Origin of the sequence: Novosphingobium subterraneum, from assembly GCF_000807925.1 — a bacterium.
GTDB classification, from domain to species: domain Bacteria; phylum Pseudomonadota; class Alphaproteobacteria; order Sphingomonadales; family Sphingomonadaceae; genus Novosphingobium; species Novosphingobium subterraneum.
The window spans coordinates 158221-175358 of sequence record NZ_JRVC01000007.1 but is presented as its reverse complement, the minus strand read 5'-3'; the positions used below and the strand labels follow the sequence as shown (position 1 = coordinate 175358).

Genomic DNA, 17138 nt, shown 5'->3' with positions numbered 1-17138 from the left:
ATGCTCAAGTGAATTAGCGAAGCTGCAAACCGGAAATTTGCATTTCACGGAGCGAAACCGGTTTTGTCGGCTTTCTTCAGGCCACCGCGCGGCTTGCAGCGTCGAAACTGGTGACCTTTTCCCGCATGGTGCGATTGCGGCCGAGCCGCTTCGCTTCGTACAGCAGCTGATCGCAGCGAGCATAGAGCGCGGCGAAGTCTATCTGCAGATTTCCGCCGGTGTCGTGCTCTACCAAGCCCATGCTGGCCGTCACCAGGCAGTCGAGGCCGGGCACCTCGGCGGAAACGCGAACAGCTATGGCGCGGCGACAACGCTCGGCGCGGGCCGCAGCATCCTGACCGCGCAGAAGCAGCAGGAACTCCTCGCCGCCCATCCGGATCGCCTTGGTGTCGCGGTCGTCGAGCAAGGCACCGGCTGCCGAACGCAGCACCACGTCGCCCATCGCATGACCGTGCGTATCGTTGACGTTCTTGAAATGATCGAGATCGATGACGGCCATTGTGCGGAACCCCCCGGCAAACAGCTGGGTGAAACGCTCCTCGATCGTGCGGCGATTCCTCAGCCCGGTCAGGGGATCACGGTCGGCAACGCCTTCGAGTTCGAGGGCGCGGGCGGTCGCACGGTCCCGTTCCTGCCGGACCTCGACGAAACGATTTACGATTCCGAGGCCCGTGACCAGCACCTCGAAGGCCAGGGCAAGCTGGTATAGCTCGATGGCCTCGGTAGGATGGAGTCCTGGCAGAAGATAGGCCGAGATGCGCCAGGACCCGATCAGGAGAATGGGCGTCCAGGCAATGATCTGCAGACGGACCGATTGGCTGCCGCGGCGGTGTCCATCCCATAGCATGGCCGCCAGCACGACAATCGCCAAGCCGATCGAAAGGTGCATCGCAGGCGATGAATATGGCCTCATCCAATCGACGGGCATGCAGGCGACGAGACCGACGATGCCGATCGCAGGCGCCAATCGCCGCCCCAGCAACCGCAGGCGCGGCGCGAGCTTGTCGGCTTCGATGAAGCTGGCGGCGAACAGCAGCGCGGCTCCCGCCATGGCAGAAAAGGCGATGTTCGAAACCTGCCATTCCCACAGCGCGCCGACATCAAGGAAGATATGCAGGAAACCCGTGGCGAAGGCGGCCTGCACCAGCATGGCTGCGACCATGACCAGATGCCAGATCACGTAGCGTTCCGGCAGAACGGAATAGAACGCGGTGTTGATCAGCAGGGGCACAAGCAGCATCCCGCAGATCGCCGCCATCACGACGATCCGGGGCAAGGGCCAGCCGGTCCCTTCGGGAAAGGGATCAAGCCGCATTTCGCTCATGATGGTCTTGCCCCAGGGCTTCACGACCCTGACCGCCACGGCTTGCGCATCCGCGGTCACGCCGGTCACGGGAATCACCATGTAAGGCCCCGCAGCGAGGTGATGGACGTCTTCAGGCCAGAACGAGGACCAGCGGATATCTCCGCGCTGCCCGACAACGCCCACATCCACCCGCTCGAAGTTGCCAGTATGCGTGACGAGGCTCTGCGGAAGAACCCGGTTTTCTTCCTTGCCGAGATCGAAGCGGATCAGAACCTCTTCGGCCAGGGACCAGCCACTGTCGTCGCAGCGCCAGCGGGACGGCGCCGATGCGACTGCCTGCCAGGTTTCACCAATGCCGGCATCGGCGTGGCAGACCGAGCGAGGGCGAACGGGATCGGCATGCCCTTCAGCGGACCTCAGACCGACGAAGAGCACCAGCACCAAACACAGCCAGCGTCCGAACCCACCCAACATGAACTCAGTGCTAGCTCGTCAAACTTAGAAGCTCGTTAATCCCCTGAAAGAATTGCCCCGACATCCGTATTAAGTTCCGATGTCGGGATGTTCATGAGTTCGCGCGCAAGTGCGTTCAAAGGACGTTGCCGTCCTTGTCGCGGTAGATCTCGCGCCGACCGACGTGATTGGCAGGCCCAACGAGGCCATCGGCTTCCATACGCTCGATCCACTTCGACGCCGTGTTGTACCCCACGCCCATCTGGCGCTGGATCCAGCTGGCAGAGGCCTTCTGGCTTTCGAACACGAGCTGGCAGACCTGACGGTACTTGCGGTCTTCCGGATTGTCCGAAGCGCTGTCGATATCGTCGAAGCCGAAGCCGCCGTCTTCCGGCTCTTCCGTAACGGAATCAACGTATTCGGGGCTACCCTGTCCACGCCAGTGATCTGCCACCTTCTCGACTTCCTCGTCCGAAACGAACGGGCCGTGGACGCGCTTTATCGGGTCGGTGTTGGGCTTGTAGAGCATGTCGCCCTTGCCCAGCAGCTGCTCGGCGCCCTGCTCTCCAAGGATGGTGCGGCTGTCGATGCGGCTGGTAACGGCAAAGCTGATGCGGGTAGGCAGGTTGGCCTTGATCACGCCGGTGATGACGTCGACCGAGGGGCGCTGCGTGGCCATGATCAGGTGGATACCGGCTGCACGGCTCTTTTGCGAGAGACGCTGGATCAGGACTTCGATTTCCTTGCCGACCGTCACCATGAGGTCGGCGAGTTCGTCGACGATGACCACGATCTGCGGCAGCACCTCGTAATCGAGCTGCTGTTCCTCGAACAGTTCCTCGCCCGTGTCGGGATCGAAGCCGACCTGGATGCGTCGTCCGAGCGGCTTGCCCTTGGCCAGCGAGGCGCGAACCTTGTCATTGAAGCCCGAAATGTTGCGGACGCCGATCGAGGACATCTGGCGGTAGCGCCGCTCCATCTCCTCGACCGCCCACTTGAGCGCGCGGACAGCCTTGGCCGGCTCGGTCACCACCGGCGAGAGCAGGTGCGGAATGTCGTCGTAGGACTTGAGCTCCAGCACCTTGGGATCGACGAGGATCAGGCGGCACTGCGCCGGCGTCAGCCGGTAGAGCAGCGACAGCAGGATGCAGTTGAGACCGACCGACTTGCCCGAACCGGTCGTACCGGCCACGAGCAGGTGGGGCATCGTCGCAAGGTCGGCCACAATCGGCTCGCCGGCAATGTCCTTGCCCAGGATGATCGGCAGCAAGGCCTTGGAACTGGCGAACTTCTCGCAGGCGATCAATTCGCGGAAGGATACCATGTCGCGGATCGCGTTGGGCAGTTCGATGCCCATGACCGTGCGGCCCGGGATGGCCGAAACGCGCGCAGAGATCGCGCTCATGTTGCGGGCAATGTCGTCGGCAAGGCCGATCACGCGGCTGGCCTTGATCCCCGGCGCCGGCTCCAGCTCGTACATCGTCACGACCGGGCCGGTTCGCACCGCGGTGATCTCGCCCTTTACGTTGAAATCGTCGAGCACGTTCTCGAGCAGGCGGGCATTGCGTTCGAGTGCCAGCTTGTCGATTTTCTGGGTCGAACCTGCGGGCGCTTCGACCAGCAGCTCGATCGAGGGCAGCTCGTACTTGTCGAACAGATCCCCTTGCCGTGCCTTGGGCTGCACAGCCGCAGGCGCAGGCGTGCGAGTGGGATCGGTGATCTCGGTCGGCTTGCGCTGCGAGAGCGCCTCCTCGACGTCGATCGCGTCGGCAGCCGCGCGTGCCTCTTTCTCGCGGCGCTCCTTCTTTGGCGGACGGACAGTGGCCTCGTCCTCTTCGTCTCCCAACGCAACTTCGCGCGGCTGGCGGCGCAGGAACGACGGCAAGCTGAGCATTCCGGCCCAGTCGAATGCAAAGATCCGGCTGGCGATGGCAAGGCCTCCTGCAAGCGAGACAAGCCCAAGCGGAACCGTGAACCACAGCGCGGAGACCTGCGGCACCAATCCGGCGAGGCCGCTCACCGCGGCGGCTCCCAGCAGGCCCGAGAGCCCGCCTGGCCCGGCAGGCAGGCGGCTCGACGTGCTCGCCCCCCAGAGCGAGAGCGCAGTGCCGATCAGCGCCATGGCAACAAGCAACAGCAGCGTAGGCCGCCACCAGCTAGGGGGCGGCGCTGCGTCCTCGTCCTCGTCAAGATCGATGAGATCGCTTTCCGAATCCCACAGGCGCCGCGAAAACACCCACAGGAGCGGGAGCAGCAAACCGCCCGGCAACCCGAAGAACAGCAGCACACGCTCCGATGCCCATGCGCCGGCCAGGCCCATCCAGTTCTCGACCGGGCTTCCCGAAGCCGTGCTGCCGGAGGGATCGGTCTGCGTGTAACTCAACAGCGCGAGCGCGAGAAACACCATCGCCGCCGCGAGAATGCCGCCGCCCAGCAGTTCCAGACTGCGGCGCAGCGAGCGGCGCAGAACGGCGCGCCAGTCGGCTCCACGCAAGCCTCCTCGCGCGTTCGATCCGCGTGCCTGCGCGGTGGTTGCTGCCCGGCTTGCCATGAACTTGTGCCTATCCCTGCCCTTGAGCGCGCATCATGCGCCCGAAGGGGACTCACCGTCAAGAATCCCGACAGGAATTGCGACGAGTGAAGGGTTTAGGCGAGCCCGTCGATCGCCGCCCAGCCATGGACCGGCAGGTGCGCGGCACGGGCGCGGGTCATCCCGCCCAGTGCGATCACCGGCAGCGGCGAGAGCCGCGCCAGCATCAGGAAGCGGACCGGGCCGAGCACTTTCCCGCCCGGATGCGATCGCGTCGGGTAGACCGGCGAAAGCAGGATGGCATCGGCCATGGCGCGTGCTGCTGCGGCTATTTCCTGCAGCGAATGGGCTGTCGCCAGACGCAGGCCGCTACCAGCCATGATCTCTCTCGCCCCGCCGTAGACACCATCGACATGCCACATCCGCGGCACGCGGGCGCCGATGACCATGACGCCACGGCGCCTCGCCAGTCTGGCCAGCGTCACGAAGCGGGTGCGGCGTGGCGCACGGTCGAGGTGGTAGTGGCGGAACACCAGCGCATCTCCGTGCCCGAGCCGCGCAATCGCGCGCTCCAGCCCGGCATCGTTGCGCGCATCGCTGAGCAGCACGCGCCGCGGCACCCTTTTCGCGATGGTCTGGCGCTTTCGCATCGTGGCGCTATAGCACCGCGCCATGGAACAGGCAGTCCCTTCATCGCCGCTCGAACAGGTCCATTCGCGCATCGCCACGGCCGCCCGCATCGCCGGGCGCAAGGCCGATGACGTCACTCTGATCGCGATCTCCAAGACCAAGCCCGCCGAGGCGATCCTCGATCTGATCGCGCAAGGCCAGCGCGTGTTCGGCGAAAACCGGGTGCAGGAATCGCAGGACAAGTGGCCCGCAATCCGTGCGGCCCATCCCGATGTCCAGCTTCACCTTGTCGGCCAGCTGCAGTCCAACAAGGCCGAAGATGCCATCGCCCTGTTCGACTGCATTCACTCGGTCGATCGCCCCAGCCTCGTGACGGCTCTGGCCAAGGCGCAGGACAAGCTTGGCCGCAAGGTGCCGTGCTTCATTCAGGTCAACATCGGCAACGAAGAGCAGAAGGGTGGCTGCGCCGTGGCGGAACTGCCCGCCCTGCTGACGCAAGCCTGCGAAGCCGGTCTGGAAGTGGTCGGCCTGATGTGCGTGCCCCCCGCCGGGATCGAAGCCGCGCCGTTCTTTGCCTTGCTCGACAAGCTGGCCGACGACAACGGCCTCAGCCGCCTGTCGATGGGCATGAGCGACGATTTCGAAACGGCGGTGCAACTGGGCGCGACACATGTTCGCATCGGGTCCGCTTTGTTCGGCAAGCGTTAAAGCGCTGAATGGTGTGGTTAATCCGGCGTTCCGTAAGAGTCTGGTCGTCCTACGCCCGGTGAATTAACCCCATCTTACAACGCCCCGCGGCATACCTTCATGATTGGAGGATCCCTTGGCCGCCGCAGATCGTGAATCGTCAGAGAAACGCCAGCTTCTTGATGACGAGGTAAGCCTTGAGAAAGTGCATATCTCGACTCTAGTCGCGCATGCGCTGGTGCTTTGTGCCGTGATCCTGCCGATGGTCGTGGCCGACAAGTACCACGACTTTCTCGCCATAGTTGCAGCCTGCTGCATGGTGGCTCTATTTGCACTTCAGCTGGTCCTGAAGCGGGCAGCCCAGTCTGTGCGCAACCGCAACATCACGAACTACGTTATCACCCGCGACTCTCGCGAGCAGATCCAGGAACTGTTCGCGATGACCGATATGCTCCAGGCCGCCGAGACCTATGAGGACGCTGGCGCCGTATTGATGGCCACAGCGCGCCGCTTGCTGCCCAGCTACGGCGCCGCACTGTTCGTGTTCAACAACTCGCGCGACCGGCTCGATCTCGCGCGGGCGTGGGACATGCCCGAGGGCTACAGCGTTCCCGAGATGCTCTCGCCCTCGAACTGCTGGGCGCTGAAGCGCGGCAAGCCGCACGTCAATTCGCCGGCAGTCGGAACCCTGTGCTGCGCGCACCATCCCTCGGAAATCGCCACCGTCGAAATGCCGATGATGGCCTGCGGACAGCTGCACGGCCTGCTGATCATCGCCCATCCTGACTCGGATGGCGCCTACGATCACATCATGGAAATCCGCCGCCTCGGCCGCGCCTTGGCGGACTCCATGTCGCTCGCCCTTTCCAACATTGCCCTGCGCGAGAAGCTGCGCACCCAGTCGCTGCGCGATCCGCTGACCGGGCTGTACAACCGCCGCTACATGGAAGACGCGCTGGAACGATTCGTGTCGCTCGGTTCGCGCACCGGGGCAAGCACTGCCGTGGTCATGCTCGATCTCGACAACTTCAAGAAACTGAACGACGAACATGGCCACGCCAAGGGCGATGCCGTCTTGCGCGATGTCGCGGCACAGATCGTCGGGTGCCTCAGGCCGACCGACGTGGTCTGCCGCTATGGCGGGGAGGAACTGGTCGCCATCCTGCCCGACTGCTCGCTCGAGGACGCGATGGACAAGGCCGAAATCCTGCGCCAGCGCATCGAATCGCTGAGCGCCAGCCACGAGTGCGCAATATCTGCCTCGCTCGGCATCGCGACCGTCCCCGAAACGGCAACATCGGCAACCGACATCGTGCCGATTGCCGACGCTGCGCTCTATGCTGCCAAGAAGGCTGGCAAGAACTGCGTGAGCTCTGCAGAAAAGCGCGCGGCACGCGAAGCGCCAAGGCTGGCAACAATCAAGTCACGCCAGAACTGAGCGCTGCGGAGCGGTACACCCCGCAGCGCCCTCTGCCTCAGAAGTCGGCGTTCAACTCCACGCCCAGCACGCGTCCGCGCACCAGCGGCGAGAACGTGCCGGCCTTGGGATTGTCGGCAAACGGCCGGTCGACGCCGGTCGAAAGCGGGCCACCAAACACCGGGATCTGCGCCGCCGTACCCAGCTGCGTGTCCCCACCATGCTGGACCTGATCGAGCAGGTTGCGGCCATAGACCGTGAAGGTCAGCCCACCGGTCTTATAGCTGATCGAGGCGTCGAGGTTGTCGGACGAGGTGATCCAGCCAAAGTTGTTGTCGGTATAGGCAAACCGGTCGCGGTGCTGGAAGTTGGCGCGGGCAACGATGGCATTGCCTTCGCCCACCGGGAAATCACCCAGCACGCCAAAGCCATAGGTCCACTTCGGAGTGCGTGGCAGGTCGAGCGCCTTGTCCGCGTCGTTGACCACGCCGTCGCTCGAAATGTCGAACAGCACCTTGGTGTACTCGGCATCGATGTAGCCGAAGTTCGCGGTGAGCAGGAAGTTCTTGCCCACGGCAAAACGGCCTTCGCCTTCGATGCCGGTGATGCGGGCGTCGGCAGTGTTGAAGATGGACTGGGCAACACCCGCCGCAGACCCTTCGTTGACCTCACGCTGCATGTTGCCAACCTCTGTGCGGAAAGCCGCCAGGTTTAGCGTCAGCTTGCGATCCGGTGTCTGGAACTTGGTGCCCAGTTCGAAGCTGTCGACCTGCTCCTCGTCGAACGAAAGGCCGCGCGTTGCTGCCACTGCCTCGAAGGCGCGGGCATTGGTGATGCGGAAGTTGTACCCGCCCGAACGGAAGCCGCGCGTCCAGTTGCCGTAGACCTGCGCATCGCCGTTGAAGCGATACTGGAAGCCGAGCTTGGGGCTCCAGTTCTCCCACGTACGCTTGTCCTTGAAGCCGTTGTTCTCGTTCGGAATAAGCGGGTTGACCCCGGATGTCGGGCAAGTGCCGGCCACGACCGAACAATTGGAACGAGGCCGAATGTAGGTGACGGCGACGTCCTTGGTTTCCTTGGACCAGCGGATGCCTGCGGTCAGCGTCAGCTGGTCGGTCACATCGAAGTCGCCCGACGCAAACAGGCCGAGCACGTCGTGATCCTGGCGACCCCCGCCGATCTGGGTCAACGGGCTGATGAACGTGGGGAAGAAGCGCAGCTCGTCGTAGCGCAGGTCCTGCGTGAACCAGAAACCGCCTGCCGTGAAGTCCAGCGCACCGAAGCGGTTGTTGTAGCGGATTTCATCCGAATACTGGCGCTGCTTGAACAAGGAATTCGAGTGGAAGATGAATACCGGCTTGGAATCGATGTCGCCCCCGGTCGAGGCGTCATAATCGCGGAAGCCGAAGATGTTGGTGATCTTGCCATCACCCACGTCGATTTCGGTCTTGTGCGTCGCAAACCAGGTGCGGTTCTTGTAGAAGCCGCCGTTATCGATCGCAAAGTCGAAGGTGTCGCGCTTGTAGAGGCCGTGGTTCTGGCCGGCGGGGCCATCGCCCTCGCTGTTGAAGTATTCGACCTTGGCAACCATGCGGATCGCCTCGGACGGCAGGAATTCCAGCGCACCGCGCAGGATCTGGGTCTGCGCCTTGCCGAAGTCCTTGCCATTGAACAGGTTCTTGAAATAGCCCTCGTCGTTGTTGACGTAACCGCCGACCTTGAAGTTCAGCACGTCCTTGATCAACGGACCGGACACCACGGCCTGCGCCGCGAAGTTGCCCGATCCGCGCCCGGAATCGATCGGCCCTTCATAGAACACGCGGAAGTTGGCGCGCAGATCCGGCGTCGGATCGCCGGTGTTGATCAGGACCGCGCCCCCGGTGGTGTTGCGGCCATAGAGGATGCCCTGCGGCCCGCGCGCCACTTCTACCGAACCCAGGTCGAACACGTCGAACACCAGGCCATTGTTGACGCCGATGTATACCCCATCCACGAACACGCCGACGGTCGGGTCGATCGAAGGGATCGAGCTGTTCACGCCAAGCCCGCGGATCGAGAAGTTGGCGGTCCCGCGCGAGGTGCCGACCTGATCGAGCGAGACGTTCGGCGCGCTGTAGGTCAGCGTCTGGATATCGCGCACCTGCAGCGCCTGCAGGCTCTGGGCATTGAATGCGGTGATCGCAACCGGCACGTCCTGGACGTTCTCGACGTCCTTCTTCTTCGTGGCGGTGACGATGATGTCGGCGTTAAGCACGTCAATCGCCGACTGCTCCTGATCCTGCGCCGCGTCCTGACCATAGGCCACGCCCGCACCCGTGACGACGAGCGCAAGGGCGCTGAGCCCACGGCAAATTCCTTGCGAAACCCTGCTCTTTGTAACTGGCATTCACAGCTCCCGTTTATCTTGTGGAGCAAGAATGCCCGCTGCGCAGCGGCGTTCAACCTGTTTTCAAGTGCGCAATTAATTCTTACAAAGCGCGTGGCATATTTACATCAATGTCAGCCGTGTTGATCCAGTTCGTTGCCGGTAAGCGTGACGACGTGCAGCAGGTTGGTGGCCCCGGGCGTGCCGAAGGGAACGCCGGCCAGCGCGACAAGCCTTGAGCCGGCGGTGCCGAAGCCGTGACGCAAGGCCATGCGCTTGCCCTTGGCGATCATCTCCTCGAAGCTGCCGATGTCCTTGGTGCTGACGGCGTGGGCACCCCACAGCAGGCCGACCTTGCGCGCGGTCTTCTGCGATGGCGTCAATACCAGCATCGGCACGCCAGGCCGTTCGCGGGCCACGCGCCGCGCGGTCGACCCCGACCCCGTGAAGACGATCACGCCTGCGATCGGCAGGGTGTTGGCGATGCTCGCCGCAGCCTGTGCCAGCGCGTCGGCCGTGGTCGGATCGGGCAGGGTCTCGATGAAGTGGACGCGCGCGCCATAGCCCGGATCGGCTTCGACCTGCGCAGCGATACGGTGCATGATCGTCACCGCCTCTTCCGGCCAGGCCCCTGCGGCGGTTTCGGCCGAGAGCATGACCGCGTCAGCCCCGTCATAGACCGCGTTGGCGACGTCGGACACTTCGGCGCGGGTCGGCGTCGGCGCCTCGATCATCGATTCGAGCATCTGCGTGGCGACGACCACCGGCTTGCCCTGGCGGCGCGCGCTTTCAACGATGCGCTTCTGCAGCGGCGGCACTTCTTCAGGATTCAACTCCACGCCAAGGTCGCCACGGGCAACCATGATGCCGTCGGAAAGCTCGATGATCTCTTCCAGACGCGAGATCGCGGCAGGCTTCTCGATCTTGGCCATCAGCGAACCGTAGCCGCCCATCAGGCGGCGCGCTTCGGCAACGTCCTCTGGACGCTGCACGAACGACAGGGCGATCCAGTCCGCACCATGCTCGACGGCAAACGAAAGGTCGCGGCGGTCCTTGTCGGTCAACGCCGGGACCGGCACCACGGCATCGGGCACATTGACCCCCTTGCGATCGGAGATGACCCCACCAACCTCGGCGGAACAGAGAATCTCGTTCTGGTCGGCCCGGATCACGCGCAAGCGCAGCTTGCCATCGTCGATCAGCAGGCGCTGGCCCTTCTGCAGGATGCCGAACAGTTCGGGATGCGGCAGTTGGACACGGGTCTCGTCACCCGGCTCGGGATTGCGATCAAGCGTGAAATGGCCCGAGTGGCGGATCACCGCACGGCCTTCCTTGAACTTGCCCACCCGCAGCTTCGGTCCCTGCAGATCGCACAGGATCGTGATGGGGCGGTTCACCTTCTTCTCGAGCGCCCGGATATTGGCGATCGTTTCGGCATGGGTGGCGTGCTCGCCATGGCTCATGTTGACACGGAAGGCGTCAGCGCCTGCGCGAAAGAGCTTCTCGAGCATTTCCGGCTCGCGGCTGGCGGGTCCTACCGTGGCGAGGATCTTCACTTTACGTCCGCGAGGATCGAGCTTGGCCACAGCTTGGGTACTCCTTATGAATCTGCGGGATGCGCTATGGCCCATGCCATTTCAAAACCCAAGGAAGATTACCGTGGATACGAATGCAATCGATACGCTTCCCGATTCCGTAGCGGCCGCCGCCTTCCGCCGCCTGGTAAAGCACCTCCAGCACCGCCACGATGCCCAGAACATCGACCTGATGGGCCTTTCGGGCTTCTGCCGCAATTGCCTGGCGGACTGGATCATCGAAGGCGGCTTTGCGGGCGACAAGGCCGCCGCGCGCGAAGTGATCCACGGACTCCCCGCAGCCGAATGGAAGGCCCGCTACCAGACCGAGGCAACGCCCGAGCAGCTCGCGCGGATGGAAGAAAGCCTCAAGAAGAATGCTGGGCATCGTTGATGTGAAGGAAAGGCCGTCCGGCCTTTCCTTGCGGCACCGGCCCGCTCCCCCGCCCGACCACCCAGAGGGTACCTTTGTCGGGTGGCGGGCGGGGGAGCGGGCCGGTGCCGTCAACAAAAACGCCACTAATCCCCGGACTATCCACAGGCCCGGTTTTGCCCGAATCCTGTGGCGCGTCTATCAGCCGCGCCAATTGATTCACCCGCATACCCGGAGACTTTCCCGATGGTCGAATTCGACGATGCCAAGACAGCAGACGATCGCCTGCGCCTCCTGATCGAGCGCATCGAACGCCTCGAAGAGGAAAAGAAGGGCATCGGCGACGACATCAAGGACGTCTACAACGAAGCCAAGGCCACCGGCTATGACGCCAAGATCATGCGCCAGATCGTCCGCCTGCGGAAGATGAAGCCCGACGACCGCCGTGAGATGGAAGCCGTGCTCGAAACCTACAAGAACGCTCTCGGCATCGACTGATCGCGTTTCCCGGGCAGGAGCGGAACCACCACCCTGCCCGGCCATTGGCATCCTGTAGTTTCAGCAGGATAGCCCCATGACCCAGACCGCCACCGTCCGCCCGCCGATCCACGAAGACGGGCTCCCCGGCAGCGAGGCGAGCCTCGATCCCAAGCCCGAATGGCAGCCGCGCTATCCCGGTTCGGGGCGACTGAAGGGCAAGGTGGCGATCGTGACCGGGGCGGATAGCGGCATCGGCCGCGCCGTCGCCGTCCTCTTCGCACGCGAGGGCGCGAAAGTTGCCATCGCCTATCTCAATGAGAACGAGGACGCCGCCCGCACCCGCGAACTGTGCGAAGCCGAAGGCAGCGAAGCCCTGACCTTCTCAGGCGACCTCGGCGATCCGGAAGTGGCCCATGCCCTCGTCGATCTGGTCATCGGCGACTGGGGCCGCCTCGACGTCCTCGTCAACAACGCAGGCGAACAGCACCCCGACAAGGACATCCGCGAAATCACCGCGGACCAGCTGCAACGCACCTTCCAGACCAACATCTTCTCGATGTTCTACCTCGTCCAGGCCGCGCGCGAGCACCTCAGGCCGGGCGCGGCCATCGTCAACTGCACTTCGATCACCAGCTACAAGGGTGAACCCGAACTGCTCGACTACTCAAGCACCAAAGGCGCCATCACCGCCTTCACCCGCGCCCTGTCCGAACAGCTTGTGGGCGAAGGCATCCGCGTCAATGCGGTCGCCCCCGGCCCGATCTGGACCCCGCTCAACCCTTGCGGCGGCGCGTCGAAGGAGAAGCTCGAACACTTCGGCGAGAACACGCCGATGGGCCGCCCGGGCCAGCCCAACGAGGTGGCTCCCAGCTTCCTGTTCCTCGCCTGTGAGGACTCCTCCTACATGTCGGGTCAGGTGCTGCATCCCAATGGCGGCACGGTGGTGAACGGCTAACCCCAGCTCAGCGCTACCGCCAGCACGATGGCGTTCGATGCGATGTGGTTGAGCATCGAGGCCAGCAGGCCAAGCCTCACCCGCATGTGCGCGAACATCAAGCCTGACCAGAACTGCGGCAGCACCATCGGCACGGCAGCGAGCGTGATCGTCGGGTAATTGAAAAGGTGCATTACCGCGAAAAGCGCAGTGGTGCCGTAAAGCAGCAGGGCGAAGTGTCGGGCGAACCACGGTGGAACCCCCGTGTCTCGCCGTTTCCGCCCCCAGGTCACCGCCGCAACAAGGACCGTGGCCAGCAGTATTCCCCCACCCACGAGCGGCTTGCCCCGGCCCAGCGCCACGAAAACGACCAGCCCGGCCAGGACCACGCCGATCAGGGCCAACACGCGCCGCGTCCCGCTCATCCAGCCGCGAAAGAACAGTTCCTCCAGCACCGGCGCCAGAAGCACCGCTCCGCCCCACAGCGCCAGCGGCCCCATTCCTTCGAAGGCATTCGGTGGCGATAGCGCAAAGGCCTTCTGCCACAGCGCGATCAGCGGCATCACCACCAGCCCCAGCACCCCAATCTGGAATGCTGTCAGCACAAACCAGCGGGAAAGCGCTCCATCAGCGTTCAACCCGGAAGCCGCCATCGGCACGGGGCGGCGCAGGAAGGCGATCAGTTCGGCAAGGGTCGTGCGGATCATCGCTGCCTCATGCCTGCAATTGCGCCGATGCGCCACACCGATTGCCGGAACGCGCGGCGTCGGCTAGGGGCGATGCAGATTCCAAAACCTCGCAAGAAGCACGGACCATGGCAGGCCATTCCAAATTCAAGAACATCATGCACCGCAAGGGCGCGCAGGACAAAAAGCGCTCGGCGATGTTTTCCAAGCTCAGCCGCGAAATCACCGTGGCCGCCAAGATGGGCATGCCCGATCCGGACATGAACCCGCGCCTGCGCGCCGCGGTCAACGCGGCCAAGGCCCAGTCCATGCCCAAGGACAACATCGCCCGCGCGATCGACAAGGCGTCGAAGGGCGAAGGTGATAACTACGAGGAAGTGCGCTACGAAGGCTACGGCCCGGGCGGCGTCGCGATCATCGTCGAGGCGCTGACCGACAACCGCAACCGCACCGCCACCAACATCCGCACCGCTTTCTCGAAGAACGGCGGCAACCTTGGCGCATCGGGCGCGGTGAGCCACGGCTTCGAACGCCTCGGCCTGATCGAATACCCCGGCAAGGTCGGTGACGAGGAGAAGGTCCTCGAAGCCGCGATCGAAGCCGGTGCCGAAGACGTCGAATCCGACATGGGCGATGGTGACGAGAACCCCGGCAGCCACCAGATCTGGGTCGCGGTCGAATCGCTGCACGAAGTTGCGCGCGAACTCGAAAAGACCCTGGGCGAGGCCGAAGGCGTCAAGCTGGCATGGAAGCCGAGCATGAAGACCTCGGTCGATGCCGACAACGCCGCCACCCTGCTCAAGCTGATCGACGTCCTTGAGGACGACGACGACGTCCAGACCGTCTGGGGCAACTACGACATCCCCGACGACGTCATGGAAACGCTGGGCTGATGCCACGGGCAACGGCAGCGCTTCCAGTTGCCGTTGCACTCGCGGCGCTGCTCTCCACCGGCGGGTCGGTGGCGAAACCTGCCCGCCTCGGCGCGGCTCGTCCTGCAAGCCTGTGCGCAAACGACGAACGCGTGGTCTACACCTGCCGCTTCGGCGTGAAGCTTGGCAGCGTTTGCCTGGCACGCAACTCGCTGCACTATCGCTTCGGACCACACGGCCGTCCCGAATTGCACATTGCCAGCACGCCGGACTGGAGCAACATCCACACCGGCGGCAATCGCAGCCAGGGCGGCCTCAACCAGGACTACATCCGCTTCACCAACGGGATGACGCATTACGTCGTCCACGTCGATGAAACCGGCAGCCTCAACGAGAACCCCGGCAGGCAGTCCTCGGGAATAGAAGTGCTGCAAGGCTCCTCGGGCGAAAATGCGCTCGCCAGCCTCACCTGCAGGTCGCCAGCCTCGTTCGACGGGAGCGCCTATGACGACCTTGCCAAGGCAGCACCCAAGGACTGGGATGGCGCCGAAACGCCTGGCGGACCATTCGAGGTTATCTACTGAACCATGATGCCGCTCGCCATAAAGGCCGTGCTCTCCGGCCTGCTCATCGCGCTGATCTGGGAGATTGGCCGCAAGCTGCCCACTGTCGGCGCACTGGTCGCTTCCTTGCCGCTCGTCTCGGTGCTCGGCATGGTGTTCCTGTGGAACGCCCGGCCCGATGCGGAGAACATGGCGGTCCATGCGCAAGCAACCTTCTGGTACGTCCTGCCCTCGCTGCCGATGTTCCTCGTGATCCCCGCGCTGCTGCGCCACGGCGTACCGTTCTGGGTTGCTCTGGTCGCGGGCTGCGTGCTGACGGTGCTGCTCTATCTGGCCATGATGCAGATCGGCCCCCGCTTCGGACTCAAGCTGTAAGATGATAATCCTCGGGATCGACCCCGGCCTCACCGTCACCGGCTGGGGCGTCGTCGCTAAGTCGGGCAGCCGCCTCAGCCACGTCGCCAACGGCCAGATCCGCACCGACAACAAGGCCACCATGGCTTCACGTCTGGTCGAACTGGATTCCGCGCTTGCCGCCGTGATCGACATTTACAAGCCTGATAGCGGCGCGGTCGAGGAAGTCTTCGTCAACGTCAACCCGCAGTCCACCCTCAAGCTCGGGCAAGCGCGCGGCGTTGCCATGGTCGCGGTCGCACGGGCGGGAATCCCCGTGGCCGAGTATCCCACCAAGGTCATCAAGAAGGCGCTGGTCGGCACCGGCGGTGCGGAAAAGCAGCAGATCCAGCACATGCTCAAGATCCTGCTCCCCGGCGTCCAGCTTGCGGGCGAGGACGCCTCCGACGCCTTGGCCGTGGCGATAACCCACGCCAACATGCTCGGCAGCCATCGATAGGCCGGAACGACTGCCACGATCCGGCGTATGCACCGGATGGACGCACTGAACGACAGATTGAGCGACGAAGACTGGATGGCGCGCGCGCGCGATCTCGCCATCTCCCGCAAGGGCACCGATCCCGCCAACACCCCCATCGCTGCAATCATCGTGCGCGATGGGCAACTGCTCTCGCACGGCGTCAACCGCACCGCCGAACACTGCGACGCCACCGCCCATGCCGAAGTCATGGCGATCCGCGCTGCAGGCAAGTCCTCCCGCGAAATGCGCTTTCCCGGCGCCACGCTCTATTCCACGCTCCAGCCCTGCGGCATGTGCACCATGGCCTCGATCTGGGCAGGGATATCGCGCATCGTCTATGGCGCGGGGCGTGATGACGTCCACGAGATGTACTTCGAGGACCGACACCTCTCGACCCTCGATTTCGTGGCCGATGCCTGGAAGGACGACCTGACACTGACCGGCGGCATCCTCGCCCACGACTGCGCCACGCTCTACTACCGCCCATGGGACGACGTGCCAGAGGACCAGCAAGCCAACGACTAGCGCCCCCTTCGCTAGGGGCTTAGGGCACCCCTTTCTTCTCCCCTCCCGCAGGCGGGAGGGGTTGGAGGTGGGCATTTAGCGCCAACACCCGCCGCCACTCCACGCATTTGGCGCAGGTATCCTCTGGCCACGGCAAAAAGTTCCTGCCATAGGAACAAACCATGATCGCCAAGCTGACCGGCATTCTCGATGACACCGGGCCCGATTGGGCCGTGATCGACGTGAACGGCGTCGGCTATCTCGTGCAATGCTCGGCCAAGACGCTGACCCATCTCGGCATCCGGGGGGACAAGGTCGTCGTCCACACCGAAATGCAGGTGAGCGAAACCGACCAGCGCCTGATCGGCTTCACCAGCGCCGGCGAACGCGCCTGGTTCCGCCTGCTCACCGCGGTGCAGGGCGTCGGCAGCAAGGTGGCGCTCGCCATCCTCTCGGCCCTCTCGATCGAGGAACTCCAGCGCGCCTGCGCCCACGGCGACAGCGCCATGGTCGCCCGCGCCAATGGCGTCGGCCCCAAACTCGCCAGCCGCATCGTCAACGAGCTGAAGGACAAGGCCGGTGGTTTGGCAGGCTACGCTTCGCCAGTTGGCATGGCCAGCGGAGAAGCGTTCACCTTACCGCCCGGCAACGCCAGCGCCGATGCCGTCTCCGCCCTGCAGAACCTCGGCTTCAAGCCCGCCGTGGCAAGCAGCGCCGTCGCCGCTGCGGTCAAGGAACTGGGCGAGGACGCGGGGCTGAACGAACTGGTGCGCGTGGCGCTGAAGAGGGCGGCAGGTTGAAGCGCATTCTGATCATCGGCGCAATCGTGAGCGCGTTGGCGCTGGTATGGCACTTTGGCAGTTCCGAGTTCGCCATCGACTCTTGTCTGG

The 17138-nt window shown here is 64.0% G+C and carries 17 protein-coding genes; 11 read left to right on the top strand and 6 right to left on the bottom strand.

The genetic code is table 11. The annotated features are described in order from the left end of the window. Positions 1-76: 76 nt before the first annotated feature. The 3 genes from NJ75_RS09120 to NJ75_RS09110 all read right to left on the bottom strand — a co-directional run bounded on the left by NJ75_RS09120 (position 77) and on the right by NJ75_RS09110 (position 4939). The gene (locus tag NJ75_RS09120) at positions 77-1780 is read right to left on the bottom strand and encodes a GGDEF domain-containing protein (protein ID WP_039333623.1); all 1704 of its coding nucleotides are present in this window, start codon (positions 1778-1780) and stop codon (positions 77-79) included. 115 nt (positions 1781-1895) lie between these two features. Next, a complete protein-coding gene (locus tag NJ75_RS09115; protein WP_039333621.1) occupies positions 1896-4310 on the bottom strand; it encodes an FtsK/SpoIIIE family DNA translocase in 2415 nt (804 codons plus the stop codon). A gap of 95 nt (positions 4311-4405) precedes the next feature. Further along, a complete protein-coding gene (locus NJ75_RS09110) occupies positions 4406-4939 on the bottom strand; it encodes a thiamine phosphate synthase (RefSeq protein WP_052242268.1) in 534 nt (177 codons plus the stop codon). A gap of 22 nt (positions 4940-4961) precedes the next feature. On the opposite strand from NJ75_RS09110, the gene NJ75_RS09105 reads away from it, so the two are divergent. Continuing rightward, the gene (locus NJ75_RS09105; RefSeq protein ID WP_039333619.1) at positions 4962-5627 is read left to right on the top strand and encodes a YggS family pyridoxal phosphate-dependent enzyme; all 666 of its coding nucleotides are present in this window, start codon (positions 4962-4964) and stop codon (positions 5625-5627) included. Positions 5628-5742: 115 nt separating this feature from the next. Further along, the gene (locus NJ75_RS09100) at positions 5743-7044 is read left to right on the top strand and encodes a sensor domain-containing diguanylate cyclase (protein ID WP_156135748.1); all 1302 of its coding nucleotides are present in this window, start codon (positions 5743-5745) and stop codon (positions 7042-7044) included. Between the two features lie 37 nt (positions 7045-7081). Here the strand turns inward: NJ75_RS09100 and NJ75_RS09095 are convergent, their stop codons facing one another. Both NJ75_RS09095 and pyk read right to left on the bottom strand, forming a co-directional pair. After that, positions 7082-9409 carry a TonB-dependent receptor gene (locus tag NJ75_RS09095; RefSeq protein WP_039333617.1) on the bottom strand — a complete coding sequence of 776 codons (2328 nt, stop codon included), beginning with the start codon at positions 9407-9409 and terminating at the stop codon, positions 7082-7084. Between the two features lie 113 nt (positions 9410-9522). Next, positions 9523-10974, bottom strand: coding sequence for a pyruvate kinase (gene pyk / locus NJ75_RS09090; RefSeq protein ID WP_039333615.1), 1452 nt, complete (start codon positions 10972-10974; stop codon positions 9523-9525). 73 nt (positions 10975-11047) lie between these two features. Between pyk and NJ75_RS09085 the strand changes: the two genes are divergently transcribed. The 3 genes from NJ75_RS09085 (at position 11048) to NJ75_RS09075 (ending at position 12770) form a co-directional block, all read left to right on the top strand. Further along, positions 11048-11356: a DUF1244 domain-containing protein gene (locus tag NJ75_RS09085; protein WP_039333613.1), complete on the top strand. Its 309-nt coding sequence runs from the start codon at positions 11048-11050 to the stop codon at positions 11354-11356. Positions 11357-11581: 225 nt separating this feature from the next. Next, the gene (locus NJ75_RS09080; RefSeq protein ID WP_039333612.1) at positions 11582-11833 is read left to right on the top strand and encodes a DUF2312 domain-containing protein; all 252 of its coding nucleotides are present in this window, start codon (positions 11582-11584) and stop codon (positions 11831-11833) included. A 76-nt stretch (positions 11834-11909) separates the two neighbouring features. Then, complete coding sequence (locus NJ75_RS09075) at positions 11910-12770, top strand: SDR family oxidoreductase (protein WP_039333611.1); 861 nt, start codon at positions 11910-11912, stop codon at positions 12768-12770. On the opposite strand, the gene NJ75_RS09070 is transcribed toward NJ75_RS09075, so the two are convergent. Next, a complete protein-coding gene (locus NJ75_RS09070) occupies positions 12767-13456 on the bottom strand; it encodes a CPBP family glutamic-type intramembrane protease (protein ID WP_039333609.1) in 690 nt (229 codons plus the stop codon). The genes NJ75_RS09075 and NJ75_RS09070 overlap by 4 nt on opposite strands. A 107-nt stretch (positions 13457-13563) precedes the next feature. Between NJ75_RS09070 and NJ75_RS09065 the strand changes: the two genes are divergently transcribed. The 6 genes from NJ75_RS09065 (at position 13564) to ruvA (ending at position 17048) form a co-directional block, all read left to right on the top strand. Further along, complete coding sequence (locus NJ75_RS09065; protein WP_039333607.1) at positions 13564-14328, top strand: YebC/PmpR family DNA-binding transcriptional regulator; 765 nt, start codon at positions 13564-13566, stop codon at positions 14326-14328. Then, complete coding sequence (locus tag NJ75_RS09060; protein ID WP_039333604.1) at positions 14328-14891, top strand: hypothetical protein; 564 nt, start codon at positions 14328-14330, stop codon at positions 14889-14891. Before NJ75_RS09065 ends, NJ75_RS09060 begins: the two co-directional genes overlap by 1 nt. A 3-nt stretch (positions 14892-14894) precedes the next feature. Then, the gene (locus tag NJ75_RS09055; RefSeq protein ID WP_039333602.1) at positions 14895-15245 is read left to right on the top strand and encodes a DUF3147 family protein; all 351 of its coding nucleotides are present in this window, start codon (positions 14895-14897) and stop codon (positions 15243-15245) included. Between the two features lies 1 nt (position 15246). Continuing rightward, complete coding sequence (gene ruvC, locus NJ75_RS09050) at positions 15247-15723, top strand: crossover junction endodeoxyribonuclease RuvC (protein ID WP_039333600.1); 477 nt, start codon at positions 15247-15249, stop codon at positions 15721-15723. Between the two features lie 36 nt (positions 15724-15759). Beyond that, a complete protein-coding gene (locus NJ75_RS09045) occupies positions 15760-16269 on the top strand; it encodes a nucleoside deaminase (protein WP_039333755.1) in 510 nt (169 codons plus the stop codon). 161 nt (positions 16270-16430) lie between these two features. Then, the gene (ruvA, locus tag NJ75_RS09040) at positions 16431-17048 is read left to right on the top strand and encodes a Holliday junction branch migration protein RuvA (RefSeq protein WP_039333598.1); all 618 of its coding nucleotides are present in this window, start codon (positions 16431-16433) and stop codon (positions 17046-17048) included. Positions 17049-17138 lie beyond the last annotated feature (90 nt).